We start from the raw sequence: 18,662 nt of genomic DNA, 5'->3' as shown, positions 1-18,662 counted from the left end.
TGCTGGACTAACCTTCACCATCAGACGCCTTTCCTCCTGCCCTGGATGCCTAGCATTGGCGGTACGTTTCGCGATCCCCCGGTTCGTGCGCTGGTTTGTCTGCGCGCTGCTGCTGGCCGGCATCATGCTGGGCGGCCTGCATGCCGATTGGGATTTTTCCGCGATCAGCCGCAAGGCCACGGCATTGTACGGACCGCTGGGCGCCGGGCAACAGCGGATCGATGCCTGGCAGAACCTGCTGGCCACCCAGAAGCAGGTCAGCGAAATGGAAAAGCTCAAGGTGGTGAACCTGTTTTTCAACAAACAGATGCGCTATGTCGAGGATATCGATCTGTGGGGCCAGGTCGATTACTGGGAGACACCCATCGAAGCCTTGTGGAAGGGCGCCGGTGACTGTGAAGACTACGCGATCGCCAAGTATTTCAGCCTGCGCCACCTCGGTGTGGCCAGTGACAAGTTGCGCATCACCTACGTCAAGGCTCTTCGCCAGAACCGGGCGCACATGGTGTTGACCTACTATTCCAGTCCCGATGCCATGCCGCTGGTGCTCGACAGCCTGATCGACCCGATCAAACCGGCCTCCGAGCGTACCGATTTGCTGCCGGTCTACTCTTTCAATGCCGAAGGTCTGTACCTGCCGGGCGCCAAGGGCAACAAAAAGGTCGGCGACACCAAACGCCTGTCACGCTGGCAGGATGTGTTGAAGAAAATGCAGGCCGAAGGATTCCCGGTCGAGACGACTAACTAGGAGCACGCGCTCAGATGTCTTTGTTCAAACAGCTGTTGATCGCTATCTGTCTGTTCCTGGTGGTCGCCTTCACCGGCAGCTTCATGGTCAGTCTGGAGAGCTCGCGCACCCAGTACGTCAACCAGTTGCGCTCCCACGCCCAGGACGCCGCCACGGCGCTGGCGCTGTCGCTGACACCGAATATCGATGACCCGGCGATGGTCGAGCTGCTGGTCAGTTCGATCTTCGACAGCGGTTATTACTCGAGCATCCGTGTGGTCGATCTGAAGACCGACCAGACCATCGTCGAACGCAGCGGCATTCCTGCCGTCACCAACGTTCCGGACTGGTTCGTCAAGCTGATCGGCCTCGAGCCGGCCGGTGGCGATGCGCTGGTCAGCCGTGGTTGGGAACAGGCGGCGCGGGTCGAAGTGGTCAGCCATCCGATGTTCGCCCTGGCCAAGCTCTGGCAGAGCGCACTCGGCAGCCTTGGCTGGCTGCTGGTCTGCGGTGCCGTCAGTGCGGTGCTCGGCGCGCTGTTGCTGCGTCGCCAGTTGCGGCCGCTGGATTACATGGTCAAGCAATCCCATGCCATCGCCCGTCGCGAATTCCTCAGCCTGCCCGACTTGCCGCGTACACCTGAACTGCGTCGCGTGGTGCTGGCGATGAACCAGATGGTCGAGAAACTCAAGGCGTTGTTCCAGGAGCAGGCCGAACGCAGCGAAAAACTGCGCACCGAGTCCTATCAGGACAACCTCACCGGGCTGGCCAACCGACGCTACTTCGAGATGCAACTGAACGCCCGGGTGAGCAATCCGGAGCAGGCCAGTTCCGGTTATCTGTTGCTGTTGAGGGTCAAGGACCTGGCCGGGCTGAACCAGCGCCTCGGCGGTCAGCGCACCGATGAATTGTTGAAAGCGGTCGGTCAGCAACTGTCCCGCGAATGCGCCAGATACCCGGAAACCCAAAACCTCGTGACCCGCATTCGTGGCGGTGAGTTCGCTGTGCTGGCGCCGGGCCTGACCCGTGAAGAAGCGCTGCAACTGGCGCAGAATCTCGACAGCGCTCTGGGCAGTCTGCACGCCACCGGTGCTACCGATGTGCCTGCTGTGGCTTCCATCGGCCTGGCGCCGTTCGCCCACGGTGATTCACCGCAAGCGGTCCTCAGCCTGGGGGACCAGGCGCTGGCCCAGGCCGAAGGTCAGGGCGAGCAGAACTGGGCGTGCCTCGATCAGAGCCTGGTGGCGGATGTCGGCGACGATCATCACGCCTGGCATCGTTTGCTCGATCAGGCGCTGAATCAGCGGCGTTTCGAACTGTTTTTCCAGCCCGTGGTGGCGGCGCAGGACACGCAACTGGTGCTGCATTACAAAGTGCTGTCACGCCTGCTCGACGAGCAGGGCCAGACCATTCCCGCCGGGCGTTTCCTGCCCTGGCTGGAGCGCTTTGGCTGGACCGCGCGACTGGACCGGTTGATGCTCGAGCGAGTGCTGGAGCAAATGGCCGGGCATGAAGAATCCCTGGCGCTGAACCTGTCCTCGGCGACCCTGGCCGATCAACAGGCGCTGAACAAGGTGTTCGAGATCCTGCGCTCGCATTCCAATCTCGGCTCGCGTCTGACCCTGGAAATCGGCGAGGAGCAATTGCCGGAGCAAGCGGTGCTGGAGCAGTTGACCCGGCGCCTGCGTGAACTCGGTTTCTCCCTGAGCCTGCAGCGTTTCGGCGGGCGCTTCAGCATGATCGGCAATCTGGCGCGGCTGGGGCTGGCCTATTTGAAGATCGATGGCAGCTACATTCGCGCGATCGATCAGGAGAGCGACAAGCGCCTGTTCATCGAGGCGATCCAGCGTGCCGCGCACAGCATCGATCTGCCGCTGATTGCCGAACGTGTGGAGACGGAAGGGGAGTTGTCGGTGATTCGCGAGATGGGGTTGTACGGGGTTCAGGGGCAGCTCTTCGGTGAGCCAAAACCTTGGTGATGAATTGTCAGTTCCCACAGCGTGGGAACTGACAAGACAAAAAGATCAGATCAACCCGGTCTCTTCATCATCGATCAACTGGCTCAGCCCGCCCAACGCTACCCGGGCCTGGTTCCGGTCCATCAACTTGGCCTGTGCCGCCGGCGGCAGGTCGGTGACGCGGATCACGCCTTTCTGGGTGAGGACCTGGATCAGGTCGTCGAGCACCCGGATCATTTCCAGATCGCTCTGTTTGAGCTGTTTGAGGCTGTTTTCCACGGCGGCGTTGGCAAACCAGGCCTGGATTTCATGGTGGTCGGCCGGCAGCGTTTCCGTGGCCTCGGCCCAGGCTGCAGCCTCCACGCGACTCAACTGACCCTGCGCATCGCGTTGCACGTAAAACATTGAGCATCCCTCGAAAATGGACTGGCGTCATGCTGTCAGCAGCATAGCCAACTGCACGGGAGTATGCGGTGTGGCGACGAAATCGTCACCGCAAAGAAAGGCGCAAACGTGACGACCGCCCCATTGGGGCGGTCGTTTTGTTCACGCATCAGCTGTTGTTGTGATCGACCTTGATGGTCGGGTCGCTGCCGGCAATCAGGTTGTGAATGTTGGCAGTGGACCAGTTGTTGCCTTCCAGTTTGATCGTCACGTCCGGTGTGGCGGCAGCCGCATCGGCGGAGTTGAACTTGCCCGCCGAGCTGACTTGCAGCGACGACACGCCGTCGACCGTGGTGATTTTCAGGAAGTTGTCGATGGTGCTGCCGGTCTCGCCCTGCAGCAGGTCACGCAGGTCGATGCGGTCACCTTCGCTGGCGTTGAAGTCCTTGATCACATCGTTGCCGGTGTCGCCTGCTTTCCAGACGAAGGTGTCGGCCCCGGAACCGCCGATCAGGATGTCGTTGCCCTGACCGCCGATCAGTGTGTCGTTGCCGGAACCGCCCAGCAGGATGTCATTGCCCTTGCCACCATCGAGCACGTCATTGCCGCCATTGCCGAACAGGATGTCATTGCCTGCGCCGCCCAGCAGCGTGTCGTTGCCGTCGTGGGCACCGGAGACATCGAACGCCTGATAGTGCTCGGTGATGTACTGGTGCACGTTGCTGGTGGTGACTTTGCTGACATCGACGCCGGTCTGCTGCGCAACGAACGCCTGCATCGCCTGATAACCCTCGCCGGCAATGCCGTTGAAGCTCACCAGGTCGCCGAACAGGATGTCGTTGCCGTCGCCGCCGTTGACCGTGTCGTTGCCCGGCAGCGTCGCTTCGGTGTGGCCGATGATCGAGTTGGCCAGGTCCTTCGGATCGATGTTGGTCTGCGGGTTGTGATCGGTGTCGTACGGTTTCAGGTCGTTGAGGCTGACACCGCTGTTGATCCCGATGGCTTCCACGTTGGACAGGTTGCCCAGCAGCGCGAAGGCGCTGTTGGCGTTGTCGGTGGTGGCCGAACTGGTGCTGCTGCCGGAGCCCGCCAGGTTCGACAGCTCGTATGTGCCGTCGCCCTGAGCGTGAATCGTACCCAGACTGTTCCAGTTCCAGCTGCCGTTCTTGTACGTCTGCAGCACCACGGCACCGGCCGTGTTGATGGTCAGGTAGTGCGTGCTGTCGATGTAGGTGCTGAAGCTGTCGCCCAGTTTGTAGTTGCTGGTCTTCACCACGTCGTCGAGCTTCACGTTGCCGTACAGCGTCGGGTTGGTCTGTTCGCCGCTCTGGTAGTAGGTCGGCTGGCCGTCGGTGATGAAGTACGTGAGGTTCTTCGCCCCGGTATTGGCAACCGCTTCGGCGCTCTGGAAGAAGTTGGCCGTGGCCTTGAACACGTCTTCGTAGTTGGTGCCGCCGCCGGAGGTCATCGAGTCCAGCACCGCTTTGAGCTTGGTCAGCGCGTTCGGGTCGTTGAGGTTTACCGACACCGACTTGTTGACCTGGGTATCGAAGTCCACCAGGAAGATGTTCACCGTACCCGAGTTGTTGCCCATGCTCTGCTTGAGGGTGTTGAACACCGAGGTCAGCGAGTCTTTGGCGGCGTTGATCGACGAGGTGCTCATGCTGCCCGAGCTGTCGACCATGAATGCGATGTTGTAGTTGGTGCCCGGCACTACGGTCAGGCCGCCGATGTCGGCGACGATGATGTCATTGCCATCGGTGCCGGTGACGGTGTCGTCAGCCGAGGTGGCGACAATCGAGTTGTACACCGCCGGTACAACGGTGACCGGAATGGTCGCGGTGGTGCTGGCCGAGCCGCCCAGGGCCTCGGTGGAGGTCGAGGTCACGGTCAGGTTGAACTGGCCGTTGTAGTAGGCCGGCGGGGTCACGGTCAGGCTGCCGAGGTTCCAGCCGGTGACGTTGGCGTCGCCGCTGGTGGCGGTCACGGTGAAGCTGTGACCCGCGCCGTCGCTGAGCACCGAACCGACCGGTGCGCCGCTGATCTTGATGCTCAGGGTTTCCGAGCCGTCGGTGTCGGTCAGCGCGGTGCTGATCGACGACAGTTTCACGGTGGTGCCTTCAGCGCCGGTGTTGAGCTTGTAGCCGTCGTAATAGCCTTCGCCATTGGTGCCATGCAGGTCGGAAACGGTCACGCCGGAGTTCACCAGATCCTGCACGCCGGTGTAGATCGGCACGCCGGCACTGCTCAGGTCGATCGGCGCAGCGCCGTTGACTGACAGGTTGACGTCGTAGCTGCCCGGACCGTTCTGGTTGTGGTGGTAGATCTCCAGGGTGTAGTAACCGCTGGTGGTCGGGGTGAACGAACCGTTGAGGTTGCCGCCCGCGCCCCATGTCGTGGAGGCCACGTTCTTGCCGCCGATGTTCACCAGCAGGCTGTCATCGCCGGTGCCGGTAAAGGTGTAGGTCTTGCCGGCTTCGAGGTAGATCAGGCCGGACGTCTTCGACGCCGTACCTGCCGCCACGTTGCCGTCGGACTGCACGTTGGTCACGTTGCCTTTGGAGTTCGCGGTGCCGGCACCGTCGATCACGTTTTTCAGGGTGGTCGAGTTCGCGCCGCTGCCGTCGGTGCCCAGGCCCGACAGGCCGGTCCAGACTTCCTTGACCAGTCCGGTGGACTTCACGCTGTTGTCGGCGACCGACAGGGTCGGAGCATCCGCCACCGGCGTGATGTCGATCTTGATCGTGCCGGTGTTGCCCAGCAGTTGACCGTCGGTTGGCTGGAACTTGATCTGCGCGTAGTCAGCCTGGTTGTTGCCCACACCGTTTCCGCCGTAGCCGTTCGCGCCCGATTCGTTGGCGTCCGGCAGGAAGCGGAGCTTGCCGGCATCGATGTCGGCCTTGCTGAACGTCTGGTTGGTGGCAACGTCTTTCCAGGTCGAGCCGTCCAGGTACTGCAGTTTGCCTTCGCCCGGCAGCTGGGTGATTTTCACCCCCAGGCTCGAGGCCGGGCTGTCGACGTCGGTCACACCGAAGGTCGACCAGCCGAGAATCAGCGGGGTGTCTTCGGTGCCGATGACGTTGACCGGAGCAGCGACCGGCGCGTCGTTGACGGCCACCACGTTGACCGTGGTGGTGGCAACGTTGGAGTAGTTGCCGCCATCGGTCACCGTCACGGTGATGATCCGCGGCACGGTGCTCGGGTCTTCACTGCTGTTGGTGAAGGTGATGTTCTTGATCGCCTGCATGTAGTCGGCGAGCGTCGCGTTGCCCGAGAGTGTCAGCGTGATCGTGCCATTGGTGCTGTTGGCGTTGATGGTGATGCCGTTGACGCTGTTGCCCAGGTTCAGCGCATCGCCGTCCTGACGGTTGGTCAGCACGATGGTCGCACCGGTCAGCATGGTGCTGTCCGGGTCGGTGATGCTGATGTCGGTATCGGCAATCGACACGCCGGCGCCCGGGGTGTTCTCGGTGAACGTCACCTTGTAGTCGGCCCCGGTGGCGCCGCTGGAGTTGTTGGCGTCGAGGTCGATCACCGGTGGCGCATCGTTGTCGATGATCGAAGTGCTGACGCTGCCGTTGGTGCTGCTGACGGCCAGGTTCTCGAAGTTGCCGCCGGTGGCCGAGTCGATCTTGACCACGAAGTTCTCGGTGCCTTCGGTGATCTTGTCGTCGATGGTTGCAACGTTGAACTGTGCGCTGCTGGCGCCCGCCGGGATCTTCACGGTGTACACGCCGGTGAAGTCCGAACCGTCGGCGGCGGTGCCGCTGTAGACGATCTTCAGGGTCACTTCGGTTTGCGCCGGGTGCGTCAGGCTGACGGTGTAGCTGGCGGTCTGGCCTTCGGTCACCGAGGTGCTGCCGGTGATGCTGACGGTGGTGGTGTCGATGGTGTCGGTGACGTTGGTCACCGCTGGCGTGTTGCTGGTCACCAGATTTTCGAAGTTGCCACCGGTGGCGTTGGTGATGGTTGCCTGCACGGTGCCGGCGTCTTTGTAGACGTCGTCGGCCGGTGCCGGAACGGTCACGGTGCCGGTGGTTTTGCCGGCATCGATGGTGATTACGGCGCCGTTGCTCAGGGTTACGGTCACTGGCGAGCCAGCGGCGTTGGTCAGGGTCGCGGTGTAGGTGATCTGACCACCCTCGGCCACGGTGCCGGTCGCAGTCAGCGACAGGTTGGTGGTGTCGATGGTGTCGGTGACGGTTGTCGAAACCGGCGTCTTGTCGGCCACGAGGTTTTCGTAGTTGCCGCCGCTGACGTTGGTGATCGAGTTGGTCAGTGGTGCGTGACCGTTCAACACGTCGTTCGGCGCGGTCGTGGTGACAGTGCCGGTGGTCTTGCCGATGTCGATGGTGATGGTCTGGCCGTTGGACAGGGTCACGACAACCGGCGAACCGGTGACCGGAGCGCCCACGGTGGCGGTGTAGACGACGTTGCCACCCTCGGCCGCTGTTGCGGTGGCGGTCAGCTTCACGGTGGTGGTGTCGATGGTGTCGGTGACGTTGGTCACGGCTGGCGTGTTGCTGGTCACCAGGTTTTCGAAGTTGCCACCGGTAGCCGACTTGATCGTGGCCTGAACGGTGCCGGCGTCTTTGTAAACGTCATCGGCTGGAGCCGGAACAGTGACGGTGCCGGTGGTTTTGCCGGCGTCGATGGTAATCACGGCGCCGTTGCTCAGGGTTACGGTCATCGGAGTGCCCGCGGCGTTGGTCAACGTTGCGGTGTAGACGATCGAACCACCCTCGGCGACAGAATTGGTGGCGCTGAGGGTCAGGTTGGTGGTGTCGACGGTGTCGGTGACGGTGGTCGAAACCGGAGTCTTGTCGGCGACCAGATTTTCGTAGTTGCCGCCGCTGACGTTGGTGATCGCGTTGGTCAGCGGTGCGTGACCGTTCAACGCATCGTTCGGTGCAGTGGTGGTCACGGTGCCGGTGGTTTTACCCACTTCGATGATGATCGACTGACCGTTCGACAGGGTCACGACAACCGGCGAACCAGTTACAGGCGCTCCGACGGTCGCGGTGTAGGTGACGGTGCCACCTTCAGCAGCGGTTTCGGTCGCGGTGAGTTTGACCGTGGTGGTGTCGATGGTGTCGGTGACGTTGGTTACGGCTGGTGTGGTGCTGGTCACCAGGTTTTCGAAGTTGCCACCGGTGGCGGATTTGATCGTGGCCTGTACGGTGCCGGCGTCCTTGTAGACGTCATCGGCTGGAGCCGGAACGGTTACGGTGCCGGTGGTCTTGCCGGCGTCGATGGTGATCACGGCGCCGTTGGACAAGGTCACAGTGACTGGCGAGCCAGCAGCATTGGTCAGCGTCGCGGTGTAGGTGATCTGGCCACCTTCGGCCACGGTGCCGGTCGCACTGAGCGACAGGTTGGTGGTGTCGACGGTGTCGGTGACGGTGGTGCTGACTGGGGTCTTGTCGGCTACAAGGTTTTCGTAATTGCCGCCACTGACGTTGGTGATGGCATTGGTCAACGGCGCGTGGCCGGTCAGCACATCGTTTGGCGCCGTGGTGGTCACGGTGCCGGTGGTTTTACCCACTTCGATGGTGATCTGCTGACCATTGGCCAGGGTCACGGTGACCGGCGAGCCGGTTACAGGTGCGCCGACAGTAGCGGTGTAGGTGACCGTGCCGCCTTCAGCGGCAGACTCGGTCGCGGTGAGTTTGACCGTGGTGGTGTCGATGGTGTCGGTGACGTTGGTCACCGCCGGCGTGGTGCTGGTCACCAGGTTTTCGAAGTTGCCACCGGTGGCGGATTTGATCGTGGCCTGAACGGTGCCGGCGTCCTTGTAGACGTCATCGGCGGGCGCCGGGACGGTTACGGTGCCGGTGGTTTTGCCCGCGTCGATGGTGATGACGGCACCGTTCGACAAGGTCACGGTCATTGGCGAGCCAGCGGCGTTGGTCAGAGTCGCGGTGTAGGTGATCTGGCCACCTTCGGCCACGGTGCTGGTCGCAGTCAGCGACAGGTTGGTGGTGTCGATGGTGTCGGTGACGGTGGTGCTGACCGGTGTTTTATCGGCGACCAGATTTTCGTAGTTGCCACCGGAAACGTTGGTGATGGCGTTGGTCAACGGCGCGTGGCCGGTCAGCACATCGTTTGGCGCCGTGGTGGTCACGGTGCCGGTGGTTTTACCCACTTCGATGGTGATCTGCTGACCATTGGCCAGGGTTACCACAACCGGCGAACCGGTCACCGGCGCGCCGACAGTCGCGGTGTAAGTAACGGTGCCACCTTCCGCCGCCGACTCGGTCGCGGTGAGTTTCACCGTGGTGGTGTCGATGGTATCGGTGACCTGCGTCACTGCGGGAACCGTACTGGTCACCAGATTTTCGAAATTGCCACCGGTAGCGTTGGTAATGGTGGCCTGAACAGTGCCGGCGTCCTTGTAAACGTCATCGGCCGGTGCCGGAACAGTGACGGTGCCGGTGGTTTTACCGGACTCGATGGTGATGACGGCGCCGTTGCTCAAGGTCACGGTCACCGGAGTGCCCGCCGCGTTGGTCAGGGTGGCGGTGTAGATGATCGAACCGCCCTCGGCGACCGAATTGGTGGCGCTGAGGGTCAGGTTGGTGGTGTCGACGGTGTCGGTGACGGTGGTCGAAACCGGAGTCTTGTCGGCGACCAGATTTTCGTAGTTGCCGCCGCTGACGTTGGTGATCGCGTTGGTCAGCGGTGCGTGACCGTTCAACGCATCGTTCGGTGCAGTGGTGGTCACGGTGCCGGTGGTCTTGCCGACTTCGATGGTGATTTGCTGACCATTGGCCAGGGTCACGGTCACAGGCGAACCGGTGACTGGTGCACCGACAGTCGCAGTGTAAGTAACGGTGCCGCCTTCAGCTGCCGACTCGGTCGCGGTGAGTTTCACCGTGGTGGTGTCGATGGTGTCGGTGACGTTGGTCACGGCTGGCGTGTTGCTGGTCACCAGATTTTCGAAGTTGCCACCGGTGGCATTGGTGATGGTGGCCTGCACGGTGCCGGCGTCCTTGTAGACGTCATCGGCTGGCGCGGGAACGGTTACGGTGCCAGTGGTTTTGCCGGCCTCGATGGTAATTACGGCGCCGTTGCTCAAGGTCACGGTCACCGGAGTGCCCGCAGCGTTGGTCAGTGTGGCGGTGTAGGTGATCTGGCCACCCTCGGCCACGGTGCCGGTCGCACTGAGCGACAGGTTGGTGGTGTCGATGGTGTCGGTGACGGTGGTGCTGACCGGAGTCTTGTCGGCCACCAGGTTCTCGTAATTGCCGCCAGTGACACCCGTGATCGAGTTGGTCAGCGGTTCGTGGCCGTTCAACGCGTCGTTCGGTGCTGTGGTAGTCACGGTGCCGGTGGTCTTGCCGACTTCGATGGTGATTTGCTGACCATTGGCCAGGGTCACGGTCACAGGCGAACCGGTGACTGGAGCACCGACAGTCGCGGTGTAGGTGACAGTGCCACCTTCAGCCGCGGTTTCGGAAGCGGTCAGCTTCACGGTCGTCGTGTCGATGGTGTCAGTGACTTCCGTTACGGCTGGAACGGTGCTTGGCACCAGGTTCTCGAAGTTGCCACCGGACGCGTCCTTGATGGTCACTTCGACTTTACCGGCGTCTTTGTACACGTCATCGGCCGGAGCCGGAACGGTTACGGTACCAGTGGTTTTACCCGCTTCGATGGTGATGACGGCGCCGTTGCTCAACGTCACGGTCAGCGGCGTGCCGGCCGGGTTGGTCAGGGTCGCGGTGTAAACGATCGAGCCGCCCTCGGCCACGGTGCCGGTCGCAGTCAGCGACAGGTTGGTGGTGTCGACGGTGTCGGTGACGGTGGTCGAAACCGGAGTCTTGTCCGCTACGAGGTTCTCGTAGTTGCCGCCGCTTACATCGGTAATCGCGTTGGTCAGCGGTGCATGGCCGTTCAGCACATCATTCGGCGCGGTGGTGGTCACGGTGCCAGTGGTCTTGCCGACTTCGATGGTGATTTGCTGACCGTTGGACAGGGTCACGACAACCGGCGAGCCGGTCACCGGTGCGCCAACCGTCGCGGTGTAAGTAACGGTGCCGCCCTCAGCCGCCGACCCGGTCGCGGTCAGTTTGACCGTGGTGGTGTCGATGGTGTCGGTGACCTGAGTCACGGCCGGAACGATGCTTGGCACCAGGTTCTCGAAGTTGCCGCCGGTTGCATCCTTGATGGTGACTTCGACTTTGCCGGCGTCTTTGTAGACGTCATCGGCCGGGGCCGGGACGGTCACGGTGCCGGTGGTTTTACCGGCTTCTATGGTGATTACAGCGCCGTTGCTCAACGTCACGGTCACCGGCGTGCCGGCCGGATTGGTCAGGGTCGCGGTGTAAACGATCGAACCGCCTTCGGCCACAGTGCCGGTCGCAGTCAGCGACAGGTTGGTGGTGTCGACGGTGTCGGTCACCGTGGTGCTGACTGGAGTTTTGTCAGCCACCAGATTCTCGTAGTTGCCACCGCTCACGCCGGTGATCGAGTTGGTCAGCGGTGCGTGACCGTTGAGTGCGTCGTTCGGTGCGGTGGTAGTCACGGTGCCGGTGGTTTTGCCCACTTCGATGGTGATCTGCTGACCATTGGCCAGGGTCACGGTGACCGGCGAGCCGGTTACAGGTGCGCCAACGGTAGCGGTGTAGGTGACGGTACCGCCTTCAGCAGCCGACTCGGTCGCGGTGAGTTTCACCGTAGTGGTGTCGATGGTGTCGGTGACATTGGTCACGGCCGGAACAGTGCTCGGCACCAGGTTCTCGAAACCGCCGCCAGTGACAGTCGAAATAGTTGCTTCGACCTTGCCGGCATCCTTGTAGACGTCATCGGCCGGAGCCGGAACGGTCACGGTCCCCGTAGTCTTGCCGGCTTCGATGGTGATCACGGCACCGTTGGACAGGGTCACGGTCACCGGGGTGCCGGCCGGGTTGGTCAGCGTCGCGGTGTAAACAATCGAACCACCCTCGGCCACCGAATCAGTGGCGGTCAGGTTCAGATTGGTCGTGTCGACTGTGTCCGACACCGAGGTGTTCGCCGGTGTGCTGTCGACCGCCAGGTTTTCGTAGTTGCCACCGGTGGCTTTGTCGATTGTCACGCTAAGCGAGCTGCCGCCCGCCAATGGGCTGTTCGGCGCGACGAAGTTCACGGTGCCGGTAGTCTCGCCTACGGCGATGGTGATGGTCTGGCCGTTGGACAGGGTCACCACGACCGGCGAACCGGTCACTGGCGCGGTCACGGTCGCGGTGTAGACCACGGTTTCGCCTTCGGCAACGCTGGCGGTGGCGGTCAGCGACACGGTGGAGGTGTCGATGGTGTCGTGGACGGTGGTGACCGCCGGGGCAGTGCTGGTGACCAGGTTCTCGAAGTTGCCGCCGGTGGCGCCCTTGATGGTTGTTTCAACGGTGCCCGCGTCCTTGTAGACGTCGTCTTTCGGCGCGTCGACGGTCACGGTGCCGGTGGTCTTGCCGGCCTCGATGGTGATCACCGCGCCGTTGCTCAGGGTCACGGTCACCGGAGTGCCGGCGGCGTTGGTCAGGGTCGCGGTGTAGGTGATCTGGCCACCTTCGTTGACTTCCGGCGTCGCGCTCAGCGTCAGGTTGGTGGTGTCGACGGTGTCGGTCACGGTGGTGCTGACCGGGGTCTTGTCGGCCACCAGATTTTCGTAGTTGCCGCCGCTCACGCCGGTGATCGAGTTGGTCAGCGGTTCATGACCGTTGAGTGCGTCGTTCGGTGCGGTGGTGGTGACGGTGCCGGTGGTCTTGCCCACTTCGATGGTGATCTGCTGACCATTGGCCAGGGTCACGGTGACCGGCGAGCCGGTTACAGGTGCGCCAACGGTAGCGGTGTAGGTGACGGTGCCGCCTTCCGCCGCCGACTCGGTCGCGGTCAGTTTGACCGTGGTGGTGTCGATGGTGTCAGTGACTTCGGTCACCGCTGGAACAGTGCTCGGAACAAGGTTCTCGAAGTTGCCGCCGGACGCGTCCTTGATCGTGACTTCAACCTTGCCGGCGTCTTTGTAGACGTCATCGGCCGGGGCTGGAACGCTCACGGTGCCGGTGGTTTTACCCGCCTCGATGGTGATCACGGCACCGTTCGACAGGGTCACGGTGACCGGCGTGCCGGCCGGGTTGGTCAGGGTGGCGGTGTAAACAATCGAGCCGCCCTCGGCCACGGTGCCGGTCGCGGTCAGCGACAGGTTGGTGGTGTCGATGGTATCGGTGACCGTGGTGCTGACCGGGGTTTTGTCGGCGACCAGATTCTCGTAGTTGCCACCGCTCACATCCGTAATCGCGTTGGTCAGTGGTGCATGGCCGTTCAGCGCATCGTTCGGCGCGGTAGTGGTGACGGTGCCGGTGGTTTTGCCGACTTCGATGGTGATCGACTGACCGTTGGACAGAGTCACGGTGACTGGCGAGCCAGTCACAGGTGCGCCGACAGTCGCGGTGTAGGTGACGGTGCCGCCTTCCGCCGCCGACTCGGTCGCGGTCAGTTTGACCGTGGTGGTGTCGATGGTGTCGGTGACCTGGGTGACTGCAGGAACAGTGCTTGGCACCAGGTTCTCGAAGTTGCCGCCAGTAGCCGTCGAAATGGTCGCTTCGACTTTGCCCGCATCCTTGTAAACGTCATCGGCCGGGGCCGGAACGCTTACGGTGCCGGTGGTTTTACCGGCTTCGATGGTGATCACCGCGCCGTTCGACAAGGTCACGGTCACCGGAGTACCTGCCGGGTTGGTCAGGGTCGCGGTGTAGACGATCGAACCCCCTTCGGCCACGGAACCAGTGGCGCTCAGGGTCAGGTTGGTGGTGTCGACGGTGTCGGTAACGGTGGTGCTGACCGGAGTTTTGTCAGCGACCAGATTCTCGTAGTTGCCACCGGTCACGCCGGTGATCGAGTTGGTCAGCGGCTCGTGACCGTTCAACGCGTCGTTCGGCGCGGTGGTGGTCACGGTGCCGGTAGTTTTACCGACTTCGATGGTGATTTGCTGACCGTTGGACAGGGCCACGGTCACAGGCGATCCGGTCACTGGCGCGCCAACAGTGGCGGTGTAAGTGACGGTGCCACCTTCAGCAGCGGTTTCGGTCGCAGTCAGCTTGACCGTGGTGGTGTCGATGGTGTCGGTGACTTCGGTAACCGCTGGAACAGTGCTTGGCACGAGGTTTTCGAAGTTGCCGCCAGACGCATCCTTGATGGTGACTTCGACCTTGCCGGCATCCTTGTAGACGTCATCGGCAGGGGCCGGAACGGTCACGGTGCCGGTGGTTTTTCCGGCTTCGATGGTGATGACCGAGCCGTTGCTCAAGGTGACGGTCACCGGAGTGCCGGCGGGGTTGGTCAGCGTGGCGGTGTAAACAATCGAACCTCCCTCGGCCACGGTGCCGGTCGCGGTCAGCGACAGGTTGGTGGTGTCGACGGTGTCGGTCACGGTGGTGCTGACCGGAGTTTTGTCAGCCACCAGATTCTCGTAGTTGCCGCCGCTCACGCCAGTGATCGAGTTGCTCAACGGTTCGTGACCGTTCAACGCATCGTTCGGTGCGGTGGTGGTCACGGTGCCGGAGGTCTTGCCGACTTCGATGGTGATGGTCTGGCCGTTGGCCAACGTGACAGTCACTGGCGAACCGGTCACAGGCGCACTGACCGTCGCGGTGTAGGTGACAGTGCCGCCCTCAGCCACCGATGTATCGGCGCTCAGCTTCACAGTCGATGTATCGATTGTGTCAGTGACTTCGGTGACGGTCGGGACGGTGCTAGGCACCAGGTTCTCGAAGTTGCCGCCGGTTGCATCCTTGATGGTGACTTCGACTTTGCCGGCGTCCTTGTAGACGTCATCGGCGGGTGCCGGAACGGTCACGGTGCCGGTGGTCTTGCCGGCCTCGATGGTGATCACCGCGCCGTTGGACAGGGTCACGGTCACCGGAGTGCCGGCTGGATTGGTCAGCGTGGCGGTGTAAACGATTGACCCGCCTTCGGCCACGGTGCCGGTTGCGGTCAACGACAGATTGGTCGTGTCGACGGTATCGGTCACGGTGGTGCTGACCGGCGTTTTATCGGCAACCAGATTTTCGTAGTTGCCACCGGAAACATCAGTGATCGCGTTAGTCAGCGGTGCGTGACCATTCAATGCATCGTTCGGCGCGGTGGTGGTCACGGTGCCGGTGGTTTTGCCGACTTCGATGGTGATTTGCTGACCGTTGGCCAGGGTCACGGTGACCGGAGAACCCGTTACTGGAGCGCCAACAGTCGCGGTGTAGGTGACCGTTCCACCTTCAGCCGCCGACTCGGTCGCGGTGAGCTTCACCGTGGTGGTATCGATGGTGTCAGTCACTTCGGTGACCACCGGAACGGTGCTTGGCACCAGGTTCTCGAAGTTGCCACCGGACGCATCCTTGATGGTCACTTCGACCTTGCCGGCGTCCTTGTAGACGTCATCGGCAGGCGCAGGAACAGTCACGGTGCCGGTGGTTTTACCGGCCTCGATGGTGATGACGGCGCCGTTGCTCAAGGTCACGGTGACCGGAGTGCCGGCCGGGTTGGTCAGCGTGGCGGTGTAAACGATCGAACCGCCCTCGGCCACGGAGCCGGTAGCGCTCAGGGTCAGGTTGGTGGTGTCGATGGTGTCGGTGACTTCGGTAACCGCTGGAACGGTGCTTGGCACGAGGTTTTCGAAGTTGCCGCCAGAGGCGTCCTTGATGGTGACTTCGACTTTGCCGGCGTCTTTATAAACGTCATCGGCAGGAGCCGGAACGGTCACGGTGCCGGTGGTCTTCCCAGCTTCGATGGTGATGACGGAGCCATTGCTCAACGTTACGGTCACCGGGGTGCCGGCCGGGTTGGTCAAGGTGGCGGTGTAAACGATCGAACCACCCTCGGCCACGCTACCGGTAGCGCTCAGGGTGAGATTGGTGGTGTCGACGGTGTCGGTGACCGTAGTCGAAACCGGGGTCTTGTCGGCCACGAGGTTTTCGTAGTTGCCGCCGCTCACGTCGGTGATCGAGTTGGTCAGCGGCGCGTGGCCGTTGAGTACATCGTTCGGCGCCGTGGTGGTCACGCTGCCGGTGGTCTTGCCGACTTCGATGGTGATGGTCTGACCGTTGGCCAGGGTCACGGTGACTGGTGAGCCGGTCACTGGGGCGCCAACGGTGGCGGTGTAAGTGACGGTGCCGCCTTCAGCGACCGACGTGTCAGCGGTCAGTTTCACGGTCGAAGTGTCGATGGTGTCGGTCACTTCGGTAACCGCTGGAACGGTGCTTGGTACCAGGTTCTCGAAGTTGCCGCCGGACGCGTCCTTGATGGTCACTTCGACTTTGCCGGCATCCTTGTAGACGTCATCGGCCGGGGCCGGAACGGTCACGGTGCCGGTGGTCTTGCCGGCCTCGATGGTGATCACCGCGCCATTGGACAGGGTTACGGTGACGGGCGAGCCGGCTGCATTGGTCAGGGTCGCGGTGTAAACGATCGAACCACCCTCGGCCACAGTGCCAGTGGCACTCAGGGTCAGACTGGTGGTGTCGACGGTGTCGGTGATCGTGGTCGAAACCGGGGTTTTGTCGGCCACGAGGTTTTCGTAGTTGCCGCCCGTCACGCCAGTAATCGAGTTGGTCAGCGGCGGATTGCCAGTCAACGCGTCATTCGGCGCGGTGGTGGTCACGGTACCGGTGGTCTTGCCGACTTCGATGGTGATCTGCTGACCATTGGCCAGGGTCACGGTGACTGGTGAGCCGGTCACAGGGGCGCCGACGGTAGCGGTGTAGGTGATGGTGCCACCTTCTGCTGCGGATTCGGTCGCGGTCAGTTTGACCGTAGTGGTGTCGATGGTATCGGTGATTTCGGTGACGGCTGGAACGGTGCTCGGCACCAGGTTCTCGAAGTTGCCGCCCGTGGTGCCGGTAATGCTGACTTCGACTTTGCCCGCGTCCTTGTAAACGTCGTCGGCGGGTGCCGGAACGGTCACGGTGCCGGTGGTCTTGCCCGCTTCAATGGTGATGACGGAGCCGTTGCTCAACGTCACGGTCACCGGGGTGCCCGCCGGGTTGGTCAGCGTTGCGGTGTAAACGATCGAACCGCCCTCGGCCACGGAACCGGTCGCGGACAGCGACAGATTGGTGGTGTCGATGGAATCGGTGACGGTGGTGGTCGCCGGCGTGGTGTTCGGCACCAGATTCTCGAAGTTGCCGCCGGTAGCGCCGGTAATGGTGGTGCTGACGGTGCCGCCATTGTTGTAGACGTCATTCGGTGCGGTCGGCACGTTGACGCTGCCGCTGGTTTTGCCGGCTTCGATGGTGATGGTCGAGCCGTTGGACAGGGTGACGGTGACCGGCGTCTGCGCCGGATTGGTCAACGTCGCGGTGTAGGTGATCTGGCCGCCCTCGACCACGGTGCCGGTCGCGCTCAGGGTCAGGTTGGTAGTGTCGATCGAATCGACGATGTTGGTAACGGCTGGCGTCGGGTTCGCCACCAGATTCTCGAAATTGCCGCCCGTGGCACCGGTGATCGTGGTGGTGACGGTGCTGCCATTGTTGTACACGTCATTCGGTGCGGTCGGCACGTTGACGGTGCCGGTGGTCTGGCCGGCTTCGATGGTGATGGTCGAGCCGTTGGACAGGGTGACGGTGACTGGCGTCTGCGCCGGGTTGGTCAGGGTTGCGGTGTAGGTGATCTGGCCACCTTCGGTGACGCTGCTGCCCGCCGTCAGCGTGACGGTGGTGGTGTCGATGGTATCGGTGACCTGGGTCACGGCTGGTGTGGTCGGCACGGTGACGGTAATGCCGTTGCCGCCGGTGGTGCCGGTGACGGTCACGTTGATCTGGCTGGCGTCGTTGTAGACCGTGTCATTCGGTGCCAGCGGCACGTTGACCGTGCCGGTGGTGGAGCCGGCCGGAATCACGATCACCGCACCATTGGACAGGGTGACGGTCAGGTCGGTCAGCGGCGCCTGGGTCAGGGTCGCGGTGTACACCAGCACGCCGCCGGCTTCGGTGATGGTCGGTGTGGCGCTGAGGCTCAGGGTCGAGTCGCGCAGGGCGTTGGTGGTGGTGTCGGTGGTCTGGCCGCCGGTGATGTTCTGGGCGGCCTGGCCGGCAGAATTGATGCCTGCGGTCGGGAAACCGATGGTCGGGTCGACACGGCCAGCGGTGGCATCGAGCATCACGAAGCTGTGGCCACCACCGGCGGCACCACCGGTGCCCGCAGCGGTCGGACCGGCAGCGGTGGCTTCAAGCGCGGTGGTCGGGTCGGCGCCGGCGGCAATGGCTTGCTGCAGCTCTTCAACGGACGGTGCGGCCTGCGCAGTGGCTTCGGCCAGGTCAGTGCTGGAGTCCGGAGTATCGGCGCTCCACTGAGTATCACGACCCAGATCGAGGGTGCGGCCATCCGCCAGTTCCAGGGACACCGCGCCAGCGACGCCGGTATCGACCTGATCGCCTGCGAACAAGCGGTCGCCTTCAACGAGTACGCGACGGACGCCCTCCGGGGACACCACGAAAACCTGACCGACAATGCTTTTGACGATGGCAACAACACTGCTCATTGAAGACTCTCCGGGTGTCACGTTCAGTTGACTTCCATAGACCTGATGGCTTTTCTGCGCCGATTCAGTCTGGACGTACTTTTAAAAAAAT

General features: G+C 62.6%; 4 protein-coding genes. 2 read left to right on the top strand and 2 right to left on the bottom strand.

Annotated features, from left to right (window positions below; translation table 11 throughout):
* The first annotated feature begins 55 nt into the window (after window positions 1-55).
* Together lapG and lapD are read left to right on the top strand one after the other, a co-directional pair.
* Window positions 56-748 (top strand): cysteine protease LapG, encoded by a 693-nt coding sequence (gene lapG, locus ACK6BI_RS07120; RefSeq protein ID WP_409316490.1) that lies wholly within the window; start codon window positions 56-58, stop codon window positions 746-748.
* A gap of 14 nt (window positions 749-762) precedes the next feature.
* Window positions 763-2,706: a cyclic di-GMP receptor LapD gene (lapD, locus tag ACK6BI_RS07115; protein WP_260521719.1), complete on the top strand. Its 1,944-nt coding sequence runs from the start codon at window positions 763-765 to the stop codon at window positions 2,704-2,706.
* A 45-nt stretch (window positions 2,707-2,751) separates the two neighbouring features.
* Here the strand turns inward: lapD and ACK6BI_RS07110 are convergent, their stop codons facing one another.
* Entirely contained in the window at window positions 2,752-3,090 is a 339-nt protein-coding gene (locus tag ACK6BI_RS07110; protein ID WP_065261691.1) for a tryptophan synthase subunit beta, read from the bottom strand.
* A 148-nt stretch (window positions 3,091-3,238) separates the two neighbouring features.
* The gene (locus tag ACK6BI_RS07105; protein ID WP_409316489.1) at window positions 3,239-18,571 is read right to left on the bottom strand and encodes a LapA family giant adhesin; all 15,333 of its coding nucleotides are present in this window, start codon (window positions 18,569-18,571) and stop codon (window positions 3,239-3,241) included.
* Window positions 18,572-18,662 lie beyond the last annotated feature (91 nt).

Source organism: Pseudomonas sp. KCJK9016, assembly GCF_046231795.1.
Taxonomy (GTDB): Bacteria; Pseudomonadota; Gammaproteobacteria; order Pseudomonadales; family Pseudomonadaceae; genus Aquipseudomonas; species Aquipseudomonas bananamidigenes.
Note: the sequence above shows the minus strand (reverse complement) of the source record. Positions and strands in the feature narration are given on the sequence as shown.